Here is a 23,748-nt window from a genome sequence, read left to right on the forward strand (position 1 = left end):
GGTCCCTGCGGGGCACGTACGCGAAGAGGGCGCCCGGGGAATCCCCGGGCGCCCTCTCCCTGTGCCACATGCGCGTGCCGTGTGCGCGTCAGCCCTTCTTGGCCTCGGCGGTGTCCTTGGCCATGTCGACCTTGGGTGCCGTGCCGGCGGTGTCCTCGGGTTCGGCCTTCTCGGACTGCTCGGGCTTCGCCGCGCCGTCCTCGGGCTTCGCCTCGTCCTTGCCCTCCGGCTTGTCGCCCTCGGGCGCGTCGCCCTTCGCCTCGACCGCTTCGGCGCCCTCGGCGCCCTCGGCGGCGCCCGCCTCCACGACCGGCTCCCGGCCCGGACGCATCCGCGCCGAGACGATCAGGTAGGTCACGGCCAGCAGGAAGACGATCAGCGCGGTCCAGTCGTTGAGCCTGAGGCCCAGGATGTGGTGGGCGTCGTCCACGCGCATGTACTCGATCCAGCCGCGGCCCACGCAGTAGGCGGCGACGTAGAGCGCGAAGGCGCGGCCGTGGCCCAGCTTGAAGCGGCGGTCGGCCCAGATGACCAGGAAACCGACGCCGACGCACCACAGCGACTCGTACAGGAACGTCGGGTGGTAGTAGCCCGGCACCCGGCCGCCCTCGGAGGAGGTGATGTGCAGGGCCCAGGGCAGATGGGTCTCGCGGCCGTACAGCTCCTGGTTGAACCAGTTGCCCCAGCGGCCGATGGCCTGCGCGAAGGCGATGCCGGGGGCGACGGCGTCGGCGTAGGCGGGCATCGCGACGCCCCGGCGGCGGGCGCCGATCCAGGCACCGAGCGCGCCGAGCGCGATCGCGCCCCAGATGCCGAGGCCGCCTTCCCAGACCTTGAAGGCGTCCACCCAGTTCCGGCCCGGGCTGAAGTACAGCTCGTAGTCCGTGATCACGTGGTAGAGCCGTCCGCCGACGAGGCCGAAGGGCACCGCCCACACGGCGATGTCGGCGACCGTGCCGGCGCGGCCGCCCCGGGCGACCCAGCGCTTGTTGCCGAGCCAGACGGCGACGAAGACGCCGATGATGATGCAGAAGGCGTAACCGCGCAGCGGAATGGGGCCGAGGTACAGCACCCCGCGCGACGGACTGGGAATGTAGGCAATATCCATGGCAGGGTCGACGCTACCGTGCCGGGCCGCGCGGACGCCGGGCGACCGGGCTACGGCTCCATAACGGGCAGGTGAGAAACGTGGCTCACCCTCGGTCGTTGGCCTCCACCAGCTGCTTGAGCTTCTCCGGGGTCATGGTCTGGTCCTGGTAGATGTTCCTGCCGTCGAACAGCACCGTGGGCGTCCCGCCGAGCTTGGCCGCCTCGAACGCCTGGTGGGAGCGGTTCACCCAGCTGTTGTGCGTGCCGTCCTTCACACAGGAGCGGAAGGCCGGGGTGTCCAGGCCCTTGACCTTGCCGGCGAGCTGGATCAGCTTGTCGTCGCTCGCGAAGGCGTCGTCCGACTCCTCGGGCTGGTTGGCGTAGAGCACGTCGTGATAGTCGCGGAACCTGCCCGCGTCCTGCGCGCAGGCGGCGGCGTTGGCCGCGCGCAGGGAGCCGGTGCCGCCCAGGTTGCCGTCGATCAGCCGGACCAGGTGGTAGTCGACGCGGAGCTTGCCCGCGTCCGTCAGCTCGTGCAGCACCGGGCGGTACCGCACCTCGAAGGCCTGGCAGGCCGGGCAGCGGAAGTCCTCCCAGACGGTGAGCGTCGACCTGGCGCCGTCCTTGCCGACCGGGATCGCGAGGCTGTCCTTGCCCTGGGCGCCGGAGGGGGCCACGACCGGGCCCGCGTTCTTGCTGCCCTTGTCCTTGCCCGCGTTCGCGGCGATGATGCCGATCACCGCGGCGAGGCCGAGGACGCAGACCACGCTCGCGCCCACGATCAGCGCCCGGCGCCGCCTCTCCGCGGACTTCTGCTTCTCGCGCTCCGCCGCAATCCGCTGCCGGGCGGTGCGCTTTCCGTCACGGTTCTTCTCGCTCACACCCCCTGAACGAACCGGGGAGGCGCATTGCGCCTCCCCGGCCGTAGGTCCACCCGTTCGAGTGACCACGGAGTTCCGTGCCCGTCTCCGTGCCCGTCGGGGCGGCGGCTCAGACCGTGCCGCGCACGCCCTTCGCCAGGTCGGCGGCGAGCGCGCGGACCGCTTCGAGACCGGCGGCCTCGTCCGGGGCGTCCAGCATCAGCTTGACGAAGGCCGAGCCGACGATCACGCCGTCGGCGAAGCCCGCCACCTCGGCGGCCTGGGCCGCGTTGGAGACGCCGAGGCCGACGCAGACGGGCAGGTCGCCGTTGGTCGCGCGGGTGCGCTCCACCAGGTCCTGGGCCTGCGCGCCGACCGACTCACGGGTGCCGGTGACACCCATCAGCGAGGCGGCGTAGACGAAGCCGCTGCCCGCCGCGGTGATCCGGGCGAGCCGCTCGTCCTTGCTGCTGGGGGCGACCACGAAGACGGTCGCGAGACCGTGCTTCTCGGCGTGCTCGCGCCACAGCGCGGACTCCTGCACCGGCAGGTCGGGCAGGATGCAGCCCGCGCCGCCCGCCTCGGCCAGCTCGGCGGTGAACCGCTCGACGCCGTAGCGGTCGATGGGGTTCCAGTACGTCATGACGAGCACCGGCTTGCCGGTGGCCGCGTGCGCCTCGCGGACCGTGCGCATCACGTCCGCGATCTTCACGCCGCCGCGCAGCGCGATGTCGTCGGCGGTCTGGATGACCGGGCCGTCCAGGACCGGGTCGCTGTGCGGCAGCCCGACCTCGACGACGTCGGCCCCGCCGTCGAAGACGGCCTTGATCGCCTCGATGCCGCCGTCCACGGTCGGGAACCCGGCCGGGAGGTAGGCGATGAGCGCGGCGCGGTCCTCGGCCTTCGCGGCGGCGAGGGTGTCCGACAGCAGCTGAATGTTCCCGCTCACTTGGCGTCCCCCTCGATCTCGGCGGTGTCGGCTTGGTCGGCGGCCACCTCGGCGTCGGTGTCGTAGAGGCCGAAGTAGCGGGCGGCGGTGTCCATGTCCTTGTCGCCGCGCCCGGAGAGGTTGACGATGATCAGGCCGTCCGGGCCCAGCTCCTTGCCGACCTCCAGGGCACCGGCGAGCGCGTGGGCGCTCTCGATGGCCGGGATGATGCCCTCGGTGCGCGAGAGCAGCCGCAGCGCCTGCATGGCCTCGTCGTCGGTGACGGCGCGGTACTCGCCGCGGCCCGAGTCCTTCAGGAAGGCGTGCTCGGGGCCGATGCCCGGGTAGTCCAGGCCGGCCGAGATCGAGTACGGCTCGGTGATCTGGCCCTCCTCGTCCTGGAGGACGTAGGAGCGGGAGCCGTGCAGGATGCCGGGCTCTCCCTGGGTGAGGGTCGCCGCGTGCTCGCCGGTCTCCACGCCATGTCCGGCAGGCTCGCAGCCGATCAGGCGGACGTCCGCGTCGGGGATGAAGGCGTGGAAGAGGCCGATGGCGTTGGAGCCGCCGCCCACGCACGCGATGGCGGCGTCCGGGAGGCGTCCGGCCTGCTCCAGGATCTGGCGGCGGGCCTCCACGCCGATGACGCGGTGGAAGTCGCGGACCATCGCCGGGAACGGGTGCGGGCCCGCGACGGTGCCGAACAGGTAGTGCGTGTGGTCGACGTTGGCGACCCAGTCGCGGAACGCCTCGTTGATGGCGTCCTTCAGAGTGCGGCTGCCGGACTTCACGGCCACGACCTCGGCGCCGAGCATCCGCATCCGGGCCACGTTGAGGGCCTGGCGCTCGGTGTCGATCTCGCCCATGTAGATCGTGCAGTCGAGACCGAACAGGGCACAGGCGGTGGCGGTGGCGACGCCGTGCTGTCCCGCGCCGGTCTCCGCGATGACGCGGGTCTTGCCCATGCGCTTGGTGAGCAGGGCCTGGCCGAGCACGTTGTTGATCTTGTGTGAGCCGGTGTGGTTGAGGTCCTCGCGCTTGAGGAACACGCGGGCGCCACCGGCGTGTTCGGCGAACCGGGGAACCTCGGTCAGGGAGCTGGGGCGGCCGGTGTAGTTGACCAGGAGGTCGTCCAGTTCGCGGGCGAATTCCGGGTCCTGCTTGGCCTTCTCGTACTCGACGGCGACCTCGTCCACGGCGGCCACGAGGGCTTCCGGGATGAACTTGCCGCCGAAGGCGCCGAAGTACCCCTCGGCGGTGGGGACTTGGCCTTCCGGGTCAGGGAAGAAGTAGTTGCTGGGCATGCCAGTACCTCACGGTGAGTGCGTGGAAAAAACACTAATCGCCGTGGGGGCGGGGTTCGTCTGTTGGCTGCGAGCCGTTAGTGGCTTGTCGCGCCCACGCGGCGGAGCCGCATGATCGATCGGAGCCCCGCGCCCCTGAGGGGCTGCTGCTGCCATCGCATGCCATTGATCTGGCCGGGCTCCGCGCCGATGTGGTACCTCACCCTGCGACCGTGGACCCGGCGGGCCGGGGCGCGGCAGCCACGGGGACGGCAGCCGCGCGCGAGGCGGGCGTGCCGGTCCACGGTGGTCAGGGTCCTGTTCATCGGTGTCAGCCTACCGGGTGGTCAGCCCCGGCCGTGCCGGAGCGCGGGGTGCTCCCCGGCCGCCACCAGGTCGGCCACGGCCGTCTTGGGGTCGCGGCCCGTGACCAGGGACTCGCCGACCAGGACGGCGTCGGCGCCCGCGTTGGCGTAGGCGATCAGGTCGTGGGGGCCGCGCACGCCGGACTCCGCGATCTTGACGAGGTCGTCGGGGATCTCGGGGGCGACGCGCTCGAAGGTGGTGCGGTCGACCTCGAGGGTCTTGAGGTTGCGGGCGTTGACGCCGATGATCCGGGCGCCCGCGTCCACGGCGCGCTCCACCTCGTCCTCGTCGTGGACCTCGACCAGGGGGGTGAGGCCGATGGAGACGGCGCGCTCGATCAGGGACTCCAGGGCGGGCTGCTCCAGGGCGGCCACGATCAGCAGCGCGAGGTCGGCACCGTAGGCGCGGGCCTCCCACAGCTGGTACGACGTGACGATGAAGTCCTTGCGCAGCACCGGGATGTCCACGCGGGCGCGGACGGCCTCCAGGTCGGCCAGCGAGCCGCCGAAGCGGCGCTGCTCGGTGAGGACGGAGATGACGGAGGCACCGCCCGCCTCGTAGTCGGCGGCGAGGCCCGCCGGGTCCGCGATGGCGGCCAGCGCGCCCTTGGAGGGGCTGGAGCGCTTGACCTCGCAGATGACCTTGACGCCGTCGCCCTTGAGCGCGGCCACCCCGTCCTTGGCGGCGGGAGCCTTGGCGGCACGCTCCTTGAGCTCGTCGAGGCTGACGCGTGCCTGGCGCTCCGCGAGGTCGGCCCGGACTCCGTCGATGATCTCGTCGAGCACGCTCACGGGAGCGGCCCCCTTCCAGACGGTCGTGAAGATCAGGCCGTTAAGCCTGCGGGGTTCGAAAACCCGTGGTCACTGCGATGGTATCCGCAGGAGGTGTCCGACTTCGCATCCGGTGCGCGGCGGTCCCCTTACCTGGACATTCGTAGTTGATCAAGGATGCAACCAGCCACCGAACGGCAGGTTCCGGACGACGGTGAACGCCAGGAGGGCTCCCCCGAGGACCCACAGCCGGGCGGTCGGGATGTCGATCCGCAGCGGCTTTCCGCGTGCCGCCCGTACGGCCCAGACGGTCCACAGCACGGCGAAGGCGACGTAGGCGGCCACACCGAACGCGTTGTCACGCAGCGCGCCGAGGAGATCGCCGTGCACGAAGGCGTGCGCGCTGCGCAGCCCCCCGCAGCCGGGGCAGTACAGCCCGGTGAGCGCGTACAGCGGGCAGACCGGATAGTGGCCGGGCTGGTTCGGATCCACGGCCCCGACATAGGCGAACGCCCCGGCCACGGCCACGAGCGTCCCGGCGGGCGCGGCGAGCCGCCGCAGCAGGGGGGCGGGTGCCGGTGCGGCGGAGGGGTGCGGGCGGCCGGGTGCGGGCGGGGTGTCGGCGTTCACGCTCGCATTGTGCCGCGCGGGGTGCGCGGGCGCGCGGGACGGGCCTCCGCGCGTCAGCGCAGGTTCAGTGCACGACATGCCGCGTTGATGACGTTGTGGGCGTCGGACCCGTACACGGCCGACTCGCGCAAGGTGTTCCACGTGCGGAGGTGGAGGGCGACGCTGTCGGCGTCGTCGAGCCACAGTTCCGCGTGAAGCTGCGCCGCGAGGACGGACGGTGGACAGACCAGGGAGCGCAACGCGCCTTCCCACATCATGATCCGGTACATCCTGCCCGGCTGGTACAAACCCTCCTGTGTTCAAGGTCCTCGGGCGTGGCCGTCTGCTTGCTCAACTCCAGCTTCGAGACCTTCGAGTTGGGCCACCCGAGCTTGCGGGCCAGAGCGGTGCCGGTGAGTCGACCGTCAGGGCAGGACAGGCGAAGCTCCCGGAGCCGTACCCCGAGCGCTTCGCGGGCCTGCTGGTAGTCGGTGCTCACCGGCGCATACCTGCTTTACTCCTCCTTCGCGGCCAGCTCCGCCACGAACTTCCTGAACGGCGTGGCGTAGTGCTGGGCCACATCCCGCAGTCGGTTGTACTGGTTGACGCGCGCCGGTTCCGTGATCAGCTCGGCACCCGTCAGGTTGTCGTCGTCATCGAAGATGCACACGGCGACGATGTACGAGTCGAAGATCCAGAAGTCCTCATCCGGCAGGTTGACGCGCTTCGCGTCCTCGCGCCACATGTTGCGTACTTCCTCGCCACAGGCGGCGTTCTTCTCGGCGTGCGCGAGAGCAGGTACCGCTGCCCCTCGGTCGACGGGTTGTCCACGATGCGCACCCGGCCGACGTACACGCCGTCCGCCGTCTTGGCCCGGATGCCCCGGCTCCGCGCTCGTCGGCCCCGGAGACCGGATCGGCTACGAGGGACAGTGGCGCACGGGCAAGGCGGCGAAGACCGGCATCGGCGCGATGGGTGGCCTGTTCGTGGTCGTCGCCTGGGAAGAGGGCGGCACCGAGCGCTTCCGCGCCGGGGATGAGCTGCTGCTGGGACAGTCCGGGGCGGCGTAGACCCGTCATGGGGTACCCGTCGCTCCCCCAGGACACAGAAACGCCCCGCCGAATACCGGCGGGGCGTCCTCGTGCGCTCCCAGGACCGTCCGTGGGGCTCAGGCGGCGATGGCCGGCCGGAACCCGGATCGGGACCAGAGCGGCGTCCCCGGACAGATGTGCGGGGCCGCCCCCCGGGTGCGGTGTGCCAGGGCGGTCAGCTCTCGGCGGTGACCGGCTCGCGGGTCGTGGCGGTGGTCAGGTGCGCGATCTGAGGGTTCTCCTTGGGCTGGCCGAGACCCATCGAGCGCATGACCATGCCCACGACACCGCCGAGGACCACGATCACCATGCCGGCCCAGAAGCCGAGCGGCTGGGCCATCACCATGAAGGCGCCCGCGACGCAGAAACCGATGAAGGCGATGATGACACCGGTCCAGGCGGCCGGGGTGTGACCGTGGCTGCTGCCCGCCATGACTTGCTCCTAGCTGCTGTGTACGTGACGTACGTTTTTGAAGGCCGCCGGTCGGTACGGGCCGGACGCCCGACGCCCATTGTCGCGCACGCGCGCGGGAGACCGACGCGGGGGTCGAGTCTGGTTGGCCACACCCGTTGACCACACCCGTAGGCCACACCCGCGGCAGGGCTCAGGTGCCGGTGGGGTCCTCGCCCCGGTCCAGGGCCTTCCACATCTCCTCGGGACGCTCGGGGTCGACCGGGCGCGCCGTGCGCCGGGGACGCTGCGCGCCGCGCTCGTAGCGCCCGGACATGGCGGGCCACAGACGGCCGTACCGCAGGGCGAGTACCCCGGCGAGCAGGATCAGCACACCGCCGACGGCCGCGACGTACGGCCAGCCGGTGTGGGTGAGGGCGGCGACGGTGGCCGAGGTGTCGCCGGTGGCGCGGGCGGCCTTCTCGTCCAGCGCGGAGCCGTCGGAGGCTCCGGCGAGGGCGGCGGCGACGATGCCCGCGCCGGAGAGCGCGAGCAGCCCGGCGACGGCGAACCGGCCGGCCCGGCGGACCGCGAAGACGGCGACCAGCGCGGCCAGGCCCACGACGGCGAGCGCCGCCGGGACTCCGGTGACGTCGCTGCCCTTGGCGGTCAGCGGGAAGGTGCCGCCGGCCACCGTCGCGGTGCCCTCGGACCAGCGCTGCCGGGTCGCGAGCAGCGCCACGGCGGCGCCGAGCGCGCCGAACAGCAGGGCCGCGGCGAGGCTGCGCCGGCTGGACCGGACGGGCGCGGCGGCTTCGGTACGGGGGTGAGGTACGGCAGTCACGTACTCCACTATCGCCTGAACCCCGGGCGATCAGTCACCCGGGGTTCACCAGGAAGGCGTCAGACGGTGCCGAGCCGGTTGGCGGTGTGCACCGCGCGGAGCACCGCGGCGGCCTTGTTGCGGCACTCCTGGTCCTCGGCGACCGGGTCGGAGTCCGCGACGATCCCGGCACCCGCCTGGACGTACGCCGTGCCGTCGCGCAGCAGGGCGGTGCGGATGGCGATGGCGGTGTCGGAGTCGCCCGCGAAGTCGAGGTAGCCGACGCAGCCGCCGTACAGACCGCGCCGGGAGGGCTCCAGTTCGTCGATGATCTGCATCGCGCGGGGCTTGGGGGCGCCGGAGAGGGTGCCCGCCGGGAAGCACGCGGTGAGCACGTCGAAGGCGGTGCGGCCGCCGGAGACCTTGCCGGTGACCGTGGAGACGATGTGCATGACGTGGGAGTAGCGCTCGATCGACATGAAGTCGACGACCTCCACGGAGCCGGGTTCGCAGACCCGGCCGAGGTCGTTGCGGCCGAGGTCGACCAGCATCAGGTGCTCGGCGCGCTCCTTGGGGTCGGCCATCAGCTCGTCGGCGAGGGCCTGGTCCTCCTGCGGGGTGGCGCCCCGGTGCCGGGTGCCCGCGATGGGGTGCACCATGGCGCGGCCGTCCTCGACCTTGACCAGCGCCTCGGGCGAGGAGCCGACCACGTCGAAGCCGTCGAAGCGGAACAGGTACATGTACGGGGACGGGTTGGTGGCCCGGAGGACCCGGTAGACGTCCAGCGCGCTCGCGGTGCACGGGGTCTCGAAGCGCTGCGAGGGGACGACCTGGAACGCCTCGCCCGCGCGGATGCGCTCCTTGACGTCCTCGACGGCCTCCTGGAAGTCGGGGCCGCCCCACAGGGCGGTGTACTCGGGCAGCTCGGAGGGCGGCAGTACGGCCGGGGGCTGGGCGACCGGGCGGGCCAGGTCGGCCTCCATGGCGTCGAGCCGGGCGACCGCGTCGGCGTACGCCTCGTCCACGCCGGTGTCGAGGTCGTTGTGGTTGATCGCGTTGGCGATCAGCAGGACCGAGCCCTCCCAGTGGTCCATGACCGCGAGATCGCTGGTCAGAAGCATGGTCAACTCGGGCAGCTTCAGGTCGTCGCGCTCGCCGGGGCCGATCTTCTCCAGGCGGCGGACGATGTCGTAGCCGAGGTAGCCGACCATGCCGCCGGTGAAGGGCGGCAGGCCCTCCTGGTGCGGGGTGTGCAGGGCCTGGAGGGTGGCGCGCAGGGCGGCGAGCGGGTCGCCGTCGGTGGGGACGCCGACCGGCGGGGTGCCGAGCCAGTGGGCCTGGCCGTCGCGCGTGGTCAGGGTGCCGGCCGAGCGGACGCCGACGAAGGAGTAGCGCGACCAGGAGCGGCCGTTCTCGGCGGACTCCAGGAGGAAGGTGCCGGGGCGTTCGGCGGCGAGCTTGCGGTAGAGGGCGACGGGGGTGTCGCCGTCGGCGAGGAGCTTGCGGGTGACGGGGATGACGCGCCGGTCGGCGGCGAGCTTGCGGAAGGTGTCGAGGTCCATGGCGCTCACTGGCCTTCACCCTTCAGCAGCACGTCGGCGTCGAAGCAGGTGCGGTCACCCGTGTGGCAGGCGGCGTCCGTCTGGTCGACCTTGACCAGCAGGGTGTCGGCGTCGCAGTCCAGCGCGACGGACTTCACCAGCTGGACGTGGCCGGAGGTGTCGCCCTTGACCCAGTACTCCTGGCGGCTGCGGGACCAGTACGTGCAGCGGCCGGTGGTCAGGGTGCGGTGCAGCGCCTCGTCGTCCATCCAGCCGAGCATCAGTACCTCGCCGGTGTCGTACTGCTGGGCGATGGCGGGCACGAGTCCGTCGCGGTCGCGCTTGAGGCGGGCGGCGATCTCCGGGTCGAGGCCGCTGGGGCGGGGGCTGCCGGTCGTACGGGTCATGGGTGCCATTGTGCCGTGCGGGGCGGCGCGTCACGGTCCGTGTCCGCTGTGCGGTCCTTCCGTATGGTCGTAGGCTGAGCCCATGTCGACCTTCGCCAAGCGTGAACGGCTGTTGCTCGCCGACCTCTTGGAAACCGCCGGACCGGAAGCCCCGACGCTGTGCGAGGGGTGGACCACCCGGGACCTGGCCGCCCATGTGGTGGTGCGCGAGCGCCGCCCGGACGCGGTCGCGGGCCAGTTCGTGAAGCAGCTCGCGCCGCGCCTGGACCGAGTGATGGAGGAGTACGCCGCGAAGCCGTACGAGGAGCTGATCCAGCTCATCCGGACGGGCCCGCCGAAGCTCTCGCCGTTCTCCGTCAAGCAGGTGGACGAGGCGTCGAACACGGTGGAGTTCTTCGTCCACGCCGAGGACGTGCGCCGTGCCCAGCCGGACTGGAGCCCGCGCGAGCTGGACCCGGTGTTCCAGGACGCGCTGTGGTCGCGTCTGGAGCGCGCGGCCCGGCTCGCGGGACGCAAGGCGCCGACCGGGCTCGTACTGCGCCGCCCGGACGGGCAGACGGTGGTGGCGCACAAGGGCGCGCCGGTGGTGACGGTGACCGGCGAGCCCGCCGAGCTGCTGATGTTCGTCTTCGGGCGGCAGGACGCGGCCAAGGTGGTCCTGGACGGCGACCCGGACGCGATCGACAGGATCGGCGACTCCCGGCAGCTCGGCATCTGACGTCCGGGAGCGCGCCGCCGTGATCAAGGTCGCGATGACCGGGGTGTACGTCGACGACGTCGAGCGGGCGCACGCCTTCTACACGGAGGTGCTGGGCTTCGAGACGCGGCTGCACGTGGACCTCGGCGACGGCGCGCTGTTCGTCACGGTGGGCGCGCCGGACGGGGTCCAGCCGGACGTGCAGCTCCTGCTGGAGCCCGGCGAGGGCCCGATCGCGGAGCCGTACCGGGCGGCGCTGTACGAGGCGGGGCTGCCGTCCATCGTGTTCGCGGTGGACGACCTGTTCGCCGAGTACGAGCGGCTGCGCGGCCTCGGCGTGCGCTTCCCGCACCCCCCGACCGTCCAGGGCCCGCTGCTGGCGGCGGTCCTGGACGACACGGTGGGCAATCTGGTCCAGCTGACCCAGCCGATCCCCTGACGGGACCTGGTCATCGGGTCATCGGGGCAGTTCGGCGCGGCGCAGCGCGGGGAACGCGAGGACGACGACCCCGCCCAGGCCGCAGACGGCGGCGCTGACGGCGTACACCGGTCCGACGCCCCAGACGCCGATCGCGGCGGCGGCGAACGGCATGCTCAGCGGGGCGATGCCGAGGCTGACCAGGCTGGCGACGGAGATGACCCGGCCGAGGTAGGCGGGGTCGCCCTGGGTCTGGAGCAGCGCCCCGCACAGGGCCCCGCTCAGTCCGGTGAGCAGTCCGATCAGCAGGGCGATGCCGACGGCGACGGGCAGCGCGGGTGCCTGGCCGAGAGCCCCGACGGCGACGGCACCGGCCACGCAGGCGCACCCCGTGACCAGTCCGGCCCGGGGCAGCCGCCCCCGCACGGCGAGCAGCATCGAGACGGCGCCCGCACCGACCCCGAACCCGGCGAGCACCCAGCCCATGCCGGACGCCCCCCAGCCGCGCTGGTCGGCCAGCAGGGTCAGTCCGATGTTCAGCGGCGCGACGAACCCGAGGTCCCCGAGCGCGATGGCCAGCACCAGGGGGCCGAGGACGCGGTGGTGACGGAGGTAGGCGAGCCCGGCGCGGAGATCGTGCCAGGCGGCGCGGCCCGGACGCGAGGCGGGGGCCGGGACGGTCACGGCGTCCGGCGCGGCCGGGACGGTCACGGCGTCCAGGGTGTCCGGGGCGGTCGGCGCGAGCGGCACGGTGGCCACGGGCGGAACGGTCCCCGCGGACGGCACCGCCGCCGTCGCCGCCGCGTCCGGACCGGCCGGGACGGCCTCCGCGGCCACGGCGCCCGAAGGCGCCTGCCCCGGCCCGCCCGTCCCCTCCGGCACACCGGTCTGCTCGACCGCGTCCCGCCGGGGCAGCTCCCGTATCCGCACCGAGACCAGCAGCGGCACCGATATCGCGATGAGCGCTCCGGCCAGGCCGAAGGCGGTCGCCGCGCCGCCCAGGGCGATGCCGAGTCCGCCGAGCGGGGCGCCGACGACGGACGCGAACCGGTTGGCGAGGCCGCGCATCCCCTGGACCCGGGTGAGCTGGTCCGTGCCGGTGATCCTGGCCGGCAGGGCGCCCACGGCCGGGACGAACACGGCGTCGACGGCGCCGAACAGCAGCGCCAGCGCGGCCAGCGGCCACAGTCCGGGGTGGGCGAGGAACAGCAGCGCGGCCACGGCGAGGACGGCCACGCAGCGCACGGTGTCGCTGCCGATGACGACCCGGCGCGGCCCGAACCGGTCGGCCACCACCCCGCCGCCCAGCATGAGCACGGCACGCGGCAGCGCGCTGACCGACACCACGACCCCGGCCTCCGCCGGACTCCCGGCCCGCACGGCGGCCCAGGACAGGGCGAGGTAGAAGACGTTGTCGCCGACCATGGAGGAGGCGTAGGCCCCGAGCCAGCGCAGGACGTTGGGGTCGCGGTGGGCGGGGCGGCCCACGGCCGGTACGGCGGTGACGGTGGTCAAGTCGGTGATCCTTCTCAGACGCGGAACGGGAAGCCGTACATGTACAGCGCGACGTTCTCGCGCCCTTCGGTGTCGCCGGAGGCCTCGGCCGCCCGGCCCTTCTCGTCGTACTTCCTGACGACCGCGGTCAACTCCTCGCGGAGCCGCTCCAGTTCGGAAGCGGTGAGGCGCATCAGGGCCTCGCTGTCCCCGGAGGCCGCGGCCCACTCGGCGGACCAGGTCGGGCGTTCGTCGAGGTGGCGCCGGTAGAGGTCGGCACGCTGCTCGTGGAAGAGGCGGGCGGCGGCGAGGTGGGCCGCCGCCTTCTCGGGGGCGTCGCGGAAGTCCTCGTCCCGGATGCTCACGCCGTCCGACGACGGCTGCCACCAGCGCTCACGGGCGTCACCGGTCCGCGACTCCGCCTGCTCGATCAGGCCGTGCTCGGCGAGCTTGCGCAGGTGATAGCTGACCAGGGACACGGCCTCGTCCACGTGCTCGGCCAGCCGGGACGCGGTGGCGACGTTCTCCACGCACAGCAGCCGGTACAGGTCGGCGCGCAGCGGGTGCGCGAGCGCCTTGAGGGTGCCGACGTCGGTGATGCGCCGGTTCTCCTTGCTTGCCATGGGCACGACTGTAGATGCGAAAGGAAACTTGCACAATAAATCTTGCGCAACTTTCCTTTCGCATCTGCCGAAGCTCAGCGCAGCGTCACCGCACGGGGTGCCCCGCCTCCCGCAGCGTCCGCTTCACGTCCCCGATCCGCAGGTCCCCGAAGTGGAAGACCGAGGCCGCGAGGACCGCGTCCGCGCCCGCCTCGACCGCCGGGGCGAAATGGGAGAGCGTGCCCGCACCGCCCGAGGCGATCACCGGGACGGAGACGTGCCCCCGGACGGCGGACAGCATCTCCAGGTCGTAGCCGTCCTTCGTGCCGTCCGCGTCCATCGAGTTGAGCAGGATCTCGCCCGCGCCCAGCTCGGCGGCCCGGTGCGCCCACTCGACCGCGTCGATGCCGGTGCCCTTGCGGCCGCCGTGGGTGGTGACCTCGAAGGAGCCGGACGCCGTGCGGCGGGCGTCCACCGAGAGGACCAGCACCTGGCTGCCGAACCGCTCCGCGATCTCGCGGATGAGCTCGGGACGGGCGATGGCGGCGGTGTTGACGCCCACCTTGTCCGCGCCCGCGCGCAGCAGCTTGTCCACGTCCTCGGCGGTGCGGACGCCGCCGCCCACGGTGAGCGGGATGAAGACCTGCTCGGCGGTGCGGCGCACCACGCCGTAGGTGGTCTCCCGGTTGCCGGAGGAGGCGGTGATGTCCAGGAAGGTCAGCTCGTCGGCGCCCTCGGCGTCGTAGACCTTGGCCATCTCCACCGGGTCGCCCGCGTCGCGCAGGTTCTGGAAGTTGACGCCCTTGACGACCCGGCCGTTGTCCACGTCCAGGCAGGGGATCACTCGTACGGCCAGGCTCATGCGGACACTCCTCGGAACGCCTCCACCTCGACCTCGACGACCAGGCTGGGGTCCACGAGACCGGAGACGATGATCATGGTTGCGGCGGGCCGGACGGAGTCGAACAGCTCCTTGTGGGCGCGCCCCACATCGTCCACGTCCCGCGCATGGGTGATGTACATACGGGTGCGCACCACATCGTCACGACCGAGGCCCACCTGCTCCAGCGCGCCCAGCGCGACGTTGAAGGCGTTGACGGCCTGCTCGTACGGACCGCCCCCGGCGATCTGCCCGTCCACGATGGAGGTGCAGCCCGAGACCAGCACCAGGCCGTTGGGCAGCTCGACGGCGCGGGAGTAGCCGAACTGGTCCTCCCAGGGCGCGCCCGTGCTCACCCGGCGCACGTCGCTCACCGGGACACCGCCGCGAGGGCCTCTTCCAGGGTGAACGCCTCGGCGTACAGCGCCTTGCCGACGATGGAGCCCTCGACGCCGAGCGGCACGAGGTCGGCGATGGCGCGCAGGTCGTCCAGCGAGGAGACGCCGCCGGAGGCGACGACCGGGCGGTCGGTGGCCGCGCAGACGTTCCTCAGCAGCTCCAGGTTGGGGCCCTGGAGGGTGCCGTCCTTGGCGATGTCGGTGACGACGTAGCGCGCGCAGCCCTCCTTGTTCAGGCGGTCCAGCGTCTCGTAGAGGTCGCCGCCGTCACGGGTCCAGCCCCGGCCGCGCAGGGTGGTGCCGCGCACGTCCAGACCGACCGCGATCTTGTCGCCGTGCTCGGCGATGACCTTGGCGACCCACTCGGGGGTCTCCAGGGCGGCGGTGCCGAGGTTGACGCGGGTGCAGCCGGTGGCGAGGGCGGCGGCGAGGGTGTCGTCGTCGCGGATGCCGCCGGACAGCTCGACCTTGATGTCCATCGCGCCCGCGACCTCGGCGATCAGGGCCCGGTTGTCCCCGGTGCCGAACGCGGCGTCCAGGTCGACCAGATGCAGCCACTCCGCGCCCGCGCGCTGCCAGGCGAGGGCGGCCTCCAGCGGGGAGCCGTAGGAGGTCTCGGTGCCGGACTCGCCGTGCACGAGGCGTACGGCCTGGCCGTCGCGGACGTCGACGGCGGGGAGCAGTTCGAGCTTGGCCATGGTCTTAGAGGGTTCCGATCCAGTTGGTGAGGAGCTGGGCGCCGGCGTCGCCGGACTTCTCGGGGTGGAACTGGGTGGCGGCGAGGGCGCCGTTCTCCACGGCGGCCACGAACGGTCCGCCGTAGGTCGACCAGGTCACCGCGGGCGGGGTCATGGCCGCGTTGAGCTGCTCGAACTCCCAGTCCTGCACGGCGTAGGAGTGCACGAAGTAGTAGCGGTCCTCCGGGTCGAGGCCCGCGAAGAGCCGCGAGTCGGCCGGGGCGTCCACGGTGTTCCAGCCCATGTGCGGAACGACCTCGGCCTTGAGCGGGCCGACCGTGCCGGGCCACTCGTCCAGGCCCTCGGTCTCCACGCCGTGCTCGATGCCGCGGGCGAAGAGGATCTGCATGCCGACGCAGATGCCGAGCACCGGGCGGCCCCCGGCGAGGCGGCGGTCGATCACCCAGTCGCCGCGGGCCGCGCGCAGGCCCTCCATGCAGGCGGCGAACGCGCCGACACCCGGGACGAGCAGGCCGTCGGCGTTCATGGCGGTGTCGAAGTCACGGGTGATCTCGACGTCGGCGCCGACACGGGCGAGGGCGCGCTCGGCGGAGCGGACGTTGCCGAAGCCGTAGTCGAAGACCACGACCTTCTTGAGGTCGCTCAACTCCACACCCCCAGCCGCATGACGCCCGCGACCAGGCACATGGCCGCGCCGATGGAGACCAGCACGATCAGGCTGGTGGGCATCTTCTGCTTGACGAAGGAGATGATGCCGCCGACCAGGAAGAGGCCGACGACGATCAGGATGGTGGACAGGCCGGTCATGGGTTACAGCGCGCCCTTCGTGGAGGGGAGGATGCCGGCCGCGCGCGGGTCGCGCTCGCTGGCGTAGCGCAGGGCGCGCGCGAGCGCCTTGAACTGGCACTCCACGATGTGGTGCGCGTTGCGCCCGTACGGCACGTGCACGTGCAGCGCGATCTGCGCCTGGGCGACGAAGGACTCCAGGATGTGCCGGGTCATCGTCGTGTCGTACTCGCCGATCATCGGCGCCATCTTCTCGGGCTCGGTGTGCACGAGGTAGGGGCGGCCGGAGAGGTCGACGGTGACCTGGGCGAGGGACTCGTCCAGCGGGACCGTGCAGTTGCCGAAGCGGTAGATGCCCACCTTGTCGCCGAGCGCCTGCTTGAAGGCGGCGCCCAGCGCGAGGGCGGTGTCCTCGATGGTGTGGTGGGTGTCGATGTGCAGGTCGCCGTCGGTCTTCACGGTGAGGTCGAACAGACCGTGGCGGCCGAGCTGGTCGAGCATGTGGTCGTAGAAGCCGACGCCGGTGGCGATGTCGGTCTTGCCGGTGCCGTCGAGGTCGATCTCGACGAGGACCGAGGTCTCCTTGGTGGTGCGCTGCACGCGGCCTGTGCGGCTCATGCGTCGAGCTCCTTCTTCAGTTCCCGAACCGCGTCCAGGAACGCGTCGTTCTCTTCGGGGGTGCCGGCCGACACCCGCAGCCATCCGGGGACGCCGTTGTCCCGGACGAGGACGCCGTGGTCGAGGATGCGGCGCCAGGCCGCCCGGGTGTCCGTGAAGCGGCCGAACTGCACGAAGTTGGCGTCGGACTCGGTCACGTCGTAACCGATGGCGCGCAGTTCGGTGACCAGGCGGTCCCGCTCGGTCTTGAGCTGCTCGACATAGCCGAGCAGCGTGTCGGTGTGCTCCAGGGCGGCCAGCGCGGTCGCCTGGGTGACGGCCGACAGGTGGTACGGCAGCCGGACCAGCTGCACGGCGTCCACCACGGCGGGATCGGCGGCCAGATAGCCGAGCCGCAGCCCGGCGGCGCCGAACGCCTTGGACATGGTCCGCGAGATCACCAGGTTCGGGCGGCCTTCGAGCAGCGGCAGCAGCGAGTCGCCGTGGCTGAACTCGATGTACGCCTCGTCCACGACCACCATGGACGGCTTCGCCGCCTGCGCGGCCTCGTACAGCGCGAGGACCGTCCCGGGCGGAACCGCGTTGCCCGTGGGGTTGTTGGGCGTGGTGATGAACACGACGTCGGGCTTGTGCTCGGCGATGGCGCGCTCGGCCGCCGCGAGGTCGATGGTGAAGTCCTCGCCGCGCGGGCCGGAGATCCAGCCGGTGCCGGTGCCGCGCGCGATGAGCGCGTGCATGGAGTACGAGGGCTCGAAGCCGATCGCGGTACGGCCGGGGCCGCCGAAGGTCTGGAGGAGTTGCTGGATGACCTCGTTGGAGCCGTTGGCCGCCCAGACGTTCTCGACGCCGAGGGGGTGATGCCCGGTCTTGGTGAGGTACTTGGCCAGTTCCGTGCGGAGCTGGACCGCGTCCCGGTCGGGGTAGCGGTTCAGGTTCCGGGCGGCCTCGCGCACCCGCTCCGCGATCCGCTCGACGAGCGGTTCGGGCAGCGGGTAGGGGTTCTCGTTGGTGTTGAGCCGGACGGGGACGTCCAACTGGGGCGCGCCGTAGGGGGACTTGCCGCGCAGCTCGTCCCGTACGGGGAGATCGTCGATGCCGGTCACTTGGTCGTCGGTACCTTCCAGCCGAACCTGGCCTTGACCGCCGCGCCGTGCGCGGGCAGGTCCTCCGCCTCCGCGAGCGTCACCACGTGGTGGGCGACCTCGGCCAGCGCGTCCTTCGTGTAGTCCACGATGTGGATGCCGCGCAGGAAGGACTGCACGGACAGGCCCGAGGAGTGGCAGGCGCAACCGCCGGTGGGCAGCACGTGGTTGGACCCGGCCGCGTAGTCCCCGAGGGAGACGGGCGCCCAGGGGCCGATGAAGATCGCGCCCGCGTTGCGCACCCGGTCGGCGACGGCGGCCGCGTCGCGGGTCTGGATCTCCAGGTGCTCGGCGCCGTACGCGTCGACCACGCGCAGGCCCTCCGCCACGCCGTCCACGAGGACGATCGCGGACTGCTGTCCGTTCAGCGCGGGGACGATCCGGTCGTCGATGTGCTTCGTGGCGGCGACCTGCGTCTTCAGCTCGGCCTCGACCGCGTCGGCCAGCTCCACCGAGTCGGTGACGAGGACGGCGGCGGCCAGCGGGTCGTGCTCGGCCTGGCTGATCAGGTCGGCGGCGACGTGCACCGGGTCGGCCGTCTCGTCGGCGAGGACCGCGATCTCGGTCGGGCCCGCCTCGGCGTCGATGCCGATCTTGCCGGTGAAGAAGCGCTTGGCGGCGGCGACCCAGATGTTGCCCGGGCCGGTCACCATGTTGGCGGGCGGGCAGGACTCGGTGCCGTAGGCGAACATCGCCACGGCGGTGGCACCACCGGCCGCGTACACCTCGTCCACGCCGAGCAGGGCGCAGGCGGCGAGGATCGTCGGGTGCGGGAGGCCCCCGAACTCGGCCTGCGGGGGCGAGGCGAGGGCGATGGACCCGACCCCGGCCTCCTGCGCGGGCACCACGTTCATGATCACGGAGGAGGGGTAGACCGAGCGGCCGCCGGGCGCGTAAAGACCGACCCGGTCGACGGGCACCCACTTCTCGGTCACGGTGCCGCCGGGGACGACCTGGGTGGTGTGGTCGGTGCGGCGCTGGGCGGAGTGGACCATGCGCGCGCGGCGGATGGACTCCTCCAGGGCCGCGCGCACGGCGGGATCGAGGGCCTCCAGCGCGTCGGTGAGCGCCTGGGCCGGGACACGGACGGATTCCAGCCGTACTCCGTCGAACCTCTCCGCGAAGTCGATCAGCGCCGCGTCGCCACGATGATGCACGGCCTCGCAGATCGGACGCACCTTCTCCAGGGCGGCCGAGACGTCGAAGTCGGCTCGGGGCAGCAGGTCGCGCAGTGCGGGGCCCTCGGGGAGGGCGTCGCCGCGCAGATCGATTCGGGAGATCACAGTCCCAATTCTCTCAGACCGCCGCAGCGGGCCGTCCGCGCGTATCAGTGGCTGATACGACTCGTGGGACAACCGGCGGTACAGAGCGTGGCCAAAACGCCGTCACGTGGTGTGTTGCGGAGGTCACCGGGCGGGCATCAGCGGCGTACGGGTGGCCGAGGACGACGAGGAGGCCGCTTTGACTCCACCCCCTCCTGAAGGAGGGAGATTCCTGGCTCAGGCTGCCTCTGGGAGCGGCGCTCCCGGAGGTCTTGCGCCCTCGGCACCAGCCGGGTTGAGACCAGCCCGGACGAGCATCACGCGGGCGGAGTTCTTGTCCCGGGGGGACACGGCTCCGCACGCGGTGCAGGTGTAGGTACGTTCCGAAAGAGGCAGTGCGTGCTTGGTTCTCGCTCCGCACGACGCGCAGTCCATCGTGGTGTGCGCGGGATGCACGAGACGGATGTCCCGCCCGTGCTTGCGGCCCATCTCCAGAAGGGCCGTCTTCGTGGCGCCGATCGCCGCGTCGGCAGCCTTGCGGGCCATGGTGGTCTTCGCGAGGAACTTCGGCCGGAAGTCCTCGACCGCGATCGCGTCGTGGTCACGGACCACACGCTTGGCCCACTTGCGGGCCGTGTCCTGCCGCTGCCGCGCCACCTTCTTGTGCAGCTTGGCCGTCTGTCGCCGCGCATGCCGGTAGCCCTTCGAGGCGGCCTGCCCGCGCGCGGGCTTACGGCGGGCCATCATCCGCTGGTAGCGGGCCAGCTTCCGCGCCGCGGCCTTCCCGTGCTGCGGGTGGGGAAGGTCGTGGGCGTCGGAGGTGGCGGTGACGGTCTCCTTGACCCCCCAGTCCACACCGAGGACGGCCCCTGTCGCGGGGAGCGGATGCGCCTGGACGGCGACGACGAACGAGGCGTACCAGTGCCCGAGGGTGTCGCGGTACACGCGCACCGACGAGGGATCGGAAGGAAGTTCACGGGACCACACCACCGTCAGTACGATCCCACCCGCGAGATGCAGGCGACCGTCCTTCAACCGGAAGCCGCGCTGGGTGTAGTTCAGCGTGGGCAGAGCGTCACGCTTCCGCTTGGTGCGGGGCATTCCGGCGCGCTGTCGCATCGGCAGCTTCGCCTTGACGTCCTTGAGCGCCTTGGCGCGGGAGGTGCCGAAGTCGCGGATGGTCTGCTGCTGCGGCACCGACGAGCCTTCACGGAGCCATCCCATGACGGCGCGGGCTTCGGTCAGCATCTTGTCGAGCTGCGCCGGGCCGCACGTCGTCTTCTCGGCGGCGTCCCGGTTCAGGGCGTGGACCTTGCGGGACCTGGCCACGCACTCGTTCCACACCCACCGGCAGCGCGCCCACTCGGCCTCAAGGCCGGTACGGGCGGTCTTCGACACGCGCAGGCGGTAGGTGTACCGGGCATGCCCGGTGTCCTCCGAACCCTGCTTGAGTGTCGTCATGGTGTCATTCTACCGCTTGCCTGGTGGCAGCAGGCAACTACTCTGAAGTCATGGATGAAGAGAAGCGCATCACCCTCCGCCTGCCCGCCGACCTGCACGCATGGCTGGCCGCTCAGGCCAAGTCGGCCCGCAGGTCCCTCAACTCCGAGATCGTCTACCGGCTGGAGGTCGAACGCGATGCCGCTGCGTCTGACGCCGAATCGCCCTGACGGCGATTCACCTTTTCCTGCCCTGCCCCCCAGGAGTCCGATTCTCCCCCGCAAGCGGGAGGTACCCCCACCCCGGCCTGAAGGCCGGGGCATCCTCGGAGGCACCCGGTGACCGATGGGTCCGGACAGGGCACCGGGGGCCCGCCGGAGGACCTGACGCCCGCCGAGGCGGGCATGTGGCAGGCATTCCGTGACGGCAGTCTGTACGACCTGACCTGCGGGGACGCCGCTGTGGACGATCCGCACGGCGACTATCTGTGGGGTCCTGGACGCAGTGTGCGGGCGCGGATCGTGTCCTGGCTGCTGCTGGACGGGCCGCCCGCGCTCTCGGGCCGGGTGGCCGCGCTGAAGCTGTGCGGGGTGCGGATCACCGGCACGCTGGACGTGGCGGGCGGCACGATCACGCCGTACGTGGAGCTGCGCGGCTGCCGTTTCGACGACGAGGTACGGATGCCGGAGGCGCACTTCACGACGCTGCGCCTGGTGGACTGCGCGGTGCCGCGCCTGGAGGCGGCCCGGGTGCACACCGAGGGCGACCTCCATCTGCCGCGCTGCCGCTTCCGCGAGGGGGTGCGGCTGACCGACGCCCAGATCGGCACCGATCTGCTGCTCAACCAGGCCGTCGCGCACCGTGACCGCAGCGGGCGGTCCCTCGCGGGGGACGGCATGAGCGTGGGCCAGGACCTCCAGGCGGAGATGCTGGAGTCCTACGGCGAGCTGAGCCTGCGCGGCGCGACGGTCGGGGTGTCGCTGAGCCTGCGCGGGGCCCGGCTGGTCAACCCGTACGCGCGGCGCGCGCTGAACGCCCCGCAGCTCACCGTGGGCCGCACGCTGTACATGACCCCGGCCGGAGTGGGCAGCCCCCTGCTGAGCGGGACCACACCGGCGCGCGGGACCCGGGTGCAGCCCTTCGAGTGCCGGGGCGGGGTGCGCCTGGACGACGGGCGGTTCGGGGACGCGGTGGACCTGGAGCGGGCCCGGTTCGTGCTCGGCGACGACCAGGAGGTGTCGCTGCGCCGGGTGCAGACGCCCGAGCTGCGCTTCCTCGGGGACCGTTTGTCGCGCGGGCGCGTGGTGCTCTCCGGCGCCCGGATCGTGAACCTGGTGGACCACGCGGGCAGCTGGCCGGAGCCGGGGAACCTCCAGATGGGCGGCTTCGCGTACGAGAACCTGGTGCCGAGGGGGCCGTTCCCGCTGACCCGGCGCCTGGACTGGGTGGCGGCGGCGACCGCCGAGTACCACCCGGAGCCGTACGAGCGGCTGGCGGCCGTGCTGCGGGCGGCCGGGGAGGACGAGGACGCGCGCGAGGTGCTGCTCGCCAAGCAGCGCCGACGCCGCGAGACGCTGCCGCTCGCGGCCAAGCTCTGGGGGTACGCGCAGGACTGGGCGGTGGCGTACGGCTACCGGCCGGGGCGGGCCGCGGTGTGGATGGCGGTGCTGTGGGCGGCGGGGACGCTGGCGTTCCGGCACGCCGGGCACCATCCGACGGACCCGGACACGCATCCCGCCTGGAGCCCCGCGCTGTTCACCCTGGATCTGCTGCTGCCGGTGGTGGACCTCGGCATGGCGGGCCAGTGGCGGCTGCGCGGGGCCTGGCCCTGGCTGGTGGCGGCGCTGATCCTGCTCGGCTGGGTGCTGGCGACGGCGGTGGCGGCGGGGGCCACGAGACTGCTGCGGCGGGGGTGAGCGGCGGGGCCGGGTGGGGCAGGAGTCGCGGGTGGGGCGCGAGTCGAAGGAGCGGACATTTCATCGGGCTCCCGACAAGACCGCAGAAGTCACCTTTTTACCCTGTCTTGACCTGGTGCGATACAACCTTCGACGACTTGCCCCAACCCTCTGGCGCGGCCGCGACCTGCGGACTTTCAATGGTCGACACCATGGTTCCACTGCCCGCGTTCCTCCGCCCCACCCGGAAGACACGACGCGCCGCGCGCCTGGCCGGCCCCACCCCGGCCGCCGACGACGCCGTCCTCGACGCGCCGGACGACCACCTCTCCCCCGTGCTCGTCGCCGCCGCGCGCGGTGAGTACGAACCCGCCGCCGCCCTGCTCGCCGCGACCCGCGCGGCGGCCCGCTGGGAGGACCGGGACGGGTACGCGCGGCGCCTGGCCGCCTTCGCCCACGCGCGCCCCGAGTGGTTCGACGCCTGGCGTACGGCCGCCCCCGACGACCCCGGCGCGCTGCTCGTGTCGGCCCAGCTGGCGGTGGACCGCCTCTGGCCCTCCCCCGCCCGGGCCGAACTGCTGCGCGCGGTGAGCCCGCTGATCACGGCCGCCGCCCGCGCCGACGACCGCGACCCGGTGCCGTGGCGGATCGCGCTGGACCACGCACGCGGCTCGAAGGCCGGGCACCGCTACTTCGAAGAGTTGTGGGAGGCGGCCGTACGCCGTGCCCCGCACCACTACGGCTGCCATGTGGCCGCGCTGCGCTATCTGGGCACCTTCTGGCACGGCTCGCACGGCGAGTGCTTCGACTTCGCCGAGCGGGCCGCGCAGGACGCGCCCGCGGACTCGCTGGTGCAGGCGCTGCCCGTGCGGGCCGCCTTCGGCTATCTGACGGACCTGTGCGGCCCCGAGGTGGGCAGGGGCCGCCTCGACGGGGCCGCCGACCGCGCGGCGGACCTCTCCGGGCGCTTCCCGGCGGCCGACCCGCGGGCCGCCGAGGTCCGCAACAAACTGCTCTTCGTGCTGCTGCGCCTGGAGCGCTGGGACGACGCCCGCGACCAGGCCGCCCTGATCGGCCCGTACGCCACCTCGTTCCCCTGGACCCTGGTCTCCGACGACCCGCTCGGCCACTTCGTGCGGGTGCGCGAGGCGCTGCTCGCCGGGGGTCCGGCCGCCGCGCTCGCGGGGCTGATCCCGACACCCCGGCGGCCGGACGGCGGACGGCGGGGGTCCGGCGGCGGCCATGACCATTAGGCTGGGGCGT

The 23,748-nt window shown here is 72.3% G+C and carries 27 protein-coding genes and 1 pseudogene; 5 read left to right on the top strand and 23 right to left on the bottom strand.

Annotated features, from left to right (window positions below; all coding sequences use genetic code 11):
- Positions 1-88: 88 nt before the first annotated feature.
- The 12 genes and pseudogenes from lgt to hisI form a co-directional block, all read right to left on the bottom strand.
- A complete protein-coding gene (gene lgt / locus AB0E91_RS18595) occupies positions 89-1,108 on the bottom strand; it encodes a prolipoprotein diacylglyceryl transferase (protein WP_361782564.1) in 1,020 nt (339 codons plus the stop codon).
- An 85-nt stretch (positions 1,109-1,193) separates the two neighbouring features.
- Positions 1,194-1,970 carry a thioredoxin domain-containing protein gene (locus AB0E91_RS18600; protein ID WP_361782567.1) on the bottom strand — a complete coding sequence of 259 codons (777 nt, stop codon included), beginning with the start codon at positions 1,968-1,970 and terminating at the stop codon, positions 1,194-1,196.
- A gap of 109 nt (positions 1,971-2,079) precedes the next feature.
- Complete coding sequence (gene trpA, locus AB0E91_RS18605; RefSeq protein ID WP_361782570.1) at positions 2,080-2,898, bottom strand: tryptophan synthase subunit alpha; 819 nt, start codon at positions 2,896-2,898, stop codon at positions 2,080-2,082.
- Positions 2,895-4,178, bottom strand: a complete 1,284-nt coding sequence (gene trpB / locus AB0E91_RS18610) for a tryptophan synthase subunit beta (protein WP_361782573.1) — start codon at positions 4,176-4,178, stop codon at positions 2,895-2,897. The genes trpA and trpB overlap by 4 nt, the downstream gene beginning before the upstream one ends.
- Before the next feature lie 326 nt (positions 4,179-4,504).
- On the bottom strand, positions 4,505-5,314 hold the full coding sequence (gene trpC / locus AB0E91_RS18615; protein ID WP_361782576.1) for an indole-3-glycerol phosphate synthase TrpC: 810 nt from the start codon (positions 5,312-5,314) through the stop codon (positions 4,505-4,507).
- Between the two features lie 150 nt (positions 5,315-5,464).
- Positions 5,465-5,857, bottom strand: a complete 393-nt coding sequence (locus tag AB0E91_RS18620; RefSeq protein WP_361783532.1) for a DUF2752 domain-containing protein — start codon at positions 5,855-5,857, stop codon at positions 5,465-5,467.
- A gap of 119 nt (positions 5,858-5,976) precedes the next feature.
- Positions 5,977-6,401, bottom strand: a pseudogene (locus AB0E91_RS18625) (helix-turn-helix transcriptional regulator).
- A gap of 15 nt (positions 6,402-6,416) precedes the next feature.
- Positions 6,417-6,647, bottom strand: coding sequence for a DUF6879 family protein (locus tag AB0E91_RS18630; RefSeq protein ID WP_361782579.1), 231 nt, complete (start codon positions 6,645-6,647; stop codon positions 6,417-6,419).
- Positions 6,648-7,168: 521 nt separating this feature from the next.
- The gene (locus AB0E91_RS18635) at positions 7,169-7,426 is read right to left on the bottom strand and encodes an HGxxPAAW family protein (RefSeq protein ID WP_361782582.1); all 258 of its coding nucleotides are present in this window, start codon (positions 7,424-7,426) and stop codon (positions 7,169-7,171) included.
- Positions 7,427-7,598: 172 nt separating this feature from the next.
- Positions 7,599-8,237: a TIGR02234 family membrane protein gene (locus AB0E91_RS18640; protein ID WP_361782585.1), complete on the bottom strand. Its 639-nt coding sequence runs from the start codon at positions 8,235-8,237 to the stop codon at positions 7,599-7,601.
- A 50-nt stretch (positions 8,238-8,287) separates the two neighbouring features.
- Positions 8,288-9,769 carry an anthranilate synthase component I gene (locus tag AB0E91_RS18645; protein WP_361783535.1) on the bottom strand — a complete coding sequence of 494 codons (1,482 nt, stop codon included), beginning with the start codon at positions 9,767-9,769 and terminating at the stop codon, positions 8,288-8,290.
- Positions 9,770-9,774: 5 nt separating this feature from the next.
- A complete protein-coding gene (gene hisI / locus AB0E91_RS18650; RefSeq protein WP_361782588.1) occupies positions 9,775-10,155 on the bottom strand; it encodes a phosphoribosyl-AMP cyclohydrolase in 381 nt (126 codons plus the stop codon).
- 82 nt (positions 10,156-10,237) lie between these two features.
- On the opposite strand from hisI, the gene AB0E91_RS18655 reads away from it, so the two are divergent.
- Together AB0E91_RS18655 and AB0E91_RS18660 are read left to right on the top strand one after the other, a co-directional pair.
- Positions 10,238-10,873, top strand: coding sequence for a TIGR03085 family metal-binding protein (locus AB0E91_RS18655; protein WP_361782591.1), 636 nt, complete (start codon positions 10,238-10,240; stop codon positions 10,871-10,873).
- A 19-nt stretch (positions 10,874-10,892) separates the two neighbouring features.
- The gene (locus AB0E91_RS18660; RefSeq protein WP_361782594.1) at positions 10,893-11,291 is read left to right on the top strand and encodes a VOC family protein; all 399 of its coding nucleotides are present in this window, start codon (positions 10,893-10,895) and stop codon (positions 11,289-11,291) included.
- An 18-nt stretch (positions 11,292-11,309) separates the two neighbouring features.
- Here the strand turns inward: AB0E91_RS18660 and AB0E91_RS18665 are convergent, their stop codons facing one another.
- The 11 genes from AB0E91_RS18665 to AB0E91_RS18715 all read right to left on the bottom strand — a co-directional run bounded on the left by AB0E91_RS18665 (position 11,310) and on the right by AB0E91_RS18715 (position 20,611).
- Complete coding sequence (locus AB0E91_RS18665; RefSeq protein WP_361782597.1) at positions 11,310-12,785, bottom strand: MFS transporter; 1,476 nt, start codon at positions 12,783-12,785, stop codon at positions 11,310-11,312.
- Between the two features lie 14 nt (positions 12,786-12,799).
- The gene (locus AB0E91_RS18670) at positions 12,800-13,387 is read right to left on the bottom strand and encodes a helix-turn-helix domain-containing protein (RefSeq protein ID WP_361782600.1); all 588 of its coding nucleotides are present in this window, start codon (positions 13,385-13,387) and stop codon (positions 12,800-12,802) included.
- Positions 13,388-13,472: 85 nt separating this feature from the next.
- A complete protein-coding gene (hisF, locus tag AB0E91_RS18675) occupies positions 13,473-14,228 on the bottom strand; it encodes an imidazole glycerol phosphate synthase subunit HisF (protein WP_361782603.1) in 756 nt (251 codons plus the stop codon).
- Positions 14,225-14,620: a RidA family protein gene (locus AB0E91_RS18680; RefSeq protein WP_361782606.1), complete on the bottom strand. Its 396-nt coding sequence runs from the start codon at positions 14,618-14,620 to the stop codon at positions 14,225-14,227. The genes hisF and AB0E91_RS18680 overlap by 4 nt, the downstream gene beginning before the upstream one ends.
- The gene (gene priA / locus AB0E91_RS18685; RefSeq protein ID WP_361782609.1) at positions 14,617-15,342 is read right to left on the bottom strand and encodes a bifunctional 1-(5-phosphoribosyl)-5-((5-phosphoribosylamino)methylideneamino)imidazole-4-carboxamide isomerase/phosphoribosylanthranilate isomerase PriA; all 726 of its coding nucleotides are present in this window, start codon (positions 15,340-15,342) and stop codon (positions 14,617-14,619) included. The genes AB0E91_RS18680 and priA overlap by 4 nt, the downstream gene beginning before the upstream one ends.
- 4 nt (positions 15,343-15,346) lie before the next feature.
- Positions 15,347-15,994, bottom strand: coding sequence for an imidazole glycerol phosphate synthase subunit HisH (gene hisH, locus AB0E91_RS18690; protein WP_361782612.1), 648 nt, complete (start codon positions 15,992-15,994; stop codon positions 15,347-15,349).
- Positions 15,985-16,149, bottom strand: coding sequence for a hypothetical protein (locus AB0E91_RS18695; protein ID WP_030810044.1), 165 nt, complete (start codon positions 16,147-16,149; stop codon positions 15,985-15,987). Before AB0E91_RS18695 ends, hisH begins: the two co-directional genes overlap by 10 nt.
- A gap of 3 nt (positions 16,150-16,152) precedes the next feature.
- On the bottom strand, positions 16,153-16,746 hold the full coding sequence (gene hisB, locus AB0E91_RS18700; protein WP_026248532.1) for an imidazoleglycerol-phosphate dehydratase HisB: 594 nt from the start codon (positions 16,744-16,746) through the stop codon (positions 16,153-16,155).
- The gene (locus AB0E91_RS18705) at positions 16,743-17,849 is read right to left on the bottom strand and encodes a histidinol-phosphate transaminase (RefSeq protein ID WP_361782617.1); all 1,107 of its coding nucleotides are present in this window, start codon (positions 17,847-17,849) and stop codon (positions 16,743-16,745) included. The genes hisB and AB0E91_RS18705 overlap by 4 nt, the downstream gene beginning before the upstream one ends.
- Entirely contained in the window at positions 17,846-19,171 is a 1,326-nt protein-coding gene (hisD, locus tag AB0E91_RS18710) for a histidinol dehydrogenase (protein WP_361782620.1), read from the bottom strand. The genes AB0E91_RS18705 and hisD overlap by 4 nt, the downstream gene beginning before the upstream one ends.
- Before the next feature lie 216 nt (positions 19,172-19,387).
- Positions 19,388-20,611 carry a transposase gene (locus AB0E91_RS18715; RefSeq protein WP_361782622.1) on the bottom strand — a complete coding sequence of 408 codons (1,224 nt, stop codon included), beginning with the start codon at positions 20,609-20,611 and terminating at the stop codon, positions 19,388-19,390.
- A gap of 50 nt (positions 20,612-20,661) precedes the next feature.
- Between AB0E91_RS18715 and AB0E91_RS18720 the strand changes: the two genes are divergently transcribed.
- The 3 genes from AB0E91_RS18720 (at position 20,662) to AB0E91_RS18730 (ending at position 23,738) form a co-directional block, all read left to right on the top strand.
- Positions 20,662-20,820: a toxin-antitoxin system HicB family antitoxin gene (locus tag AB0E91_RS18720; protein WP_361782624.1), complete on the top strand. Its 159-nt coding sequence runs from the start codon at positions 20,662-20,664 to the stop codon at positions 20,818-20,820.
- A gap of 108 nt (positions 20,821-20,928) precedes the next feature.
- Positions 20,929-22,506, top strand: coding sequence for an oxidoreductase (locus AB0E91_RS18725; protein WP_361782627.1), 1,578 nt, complete (start codon positions 20,929-20,931; stop codon positions 22,504-22,506).
- 179 nt (positions 22,507-22,685) lie between these two features.
- The gene (locus AB0E91_RS18730) at positions 22,686-23,738 is read left to right on the top strand and encodes a hypothetical protein (RefSeq protein ID WP_361782630.1); all 1,053 of its coding nucleotides are present in this window, start codon (positions 22,686-22,688) and stop codon (positions 23,736-23,738) included.
- The last annotated feature ends 10 nt before the right edge of the window (positions 23,739-23,748 follow it).

Origin of the sequence: Streptomyces sp. NPDC026659, from assembly GCF_040638245.1 — a bacterium.
Lineage (GTDB): Bacteria > Actinomycetota > Actinomycetes > Streptomycetales > Streptomycetaceae > Streptomyces.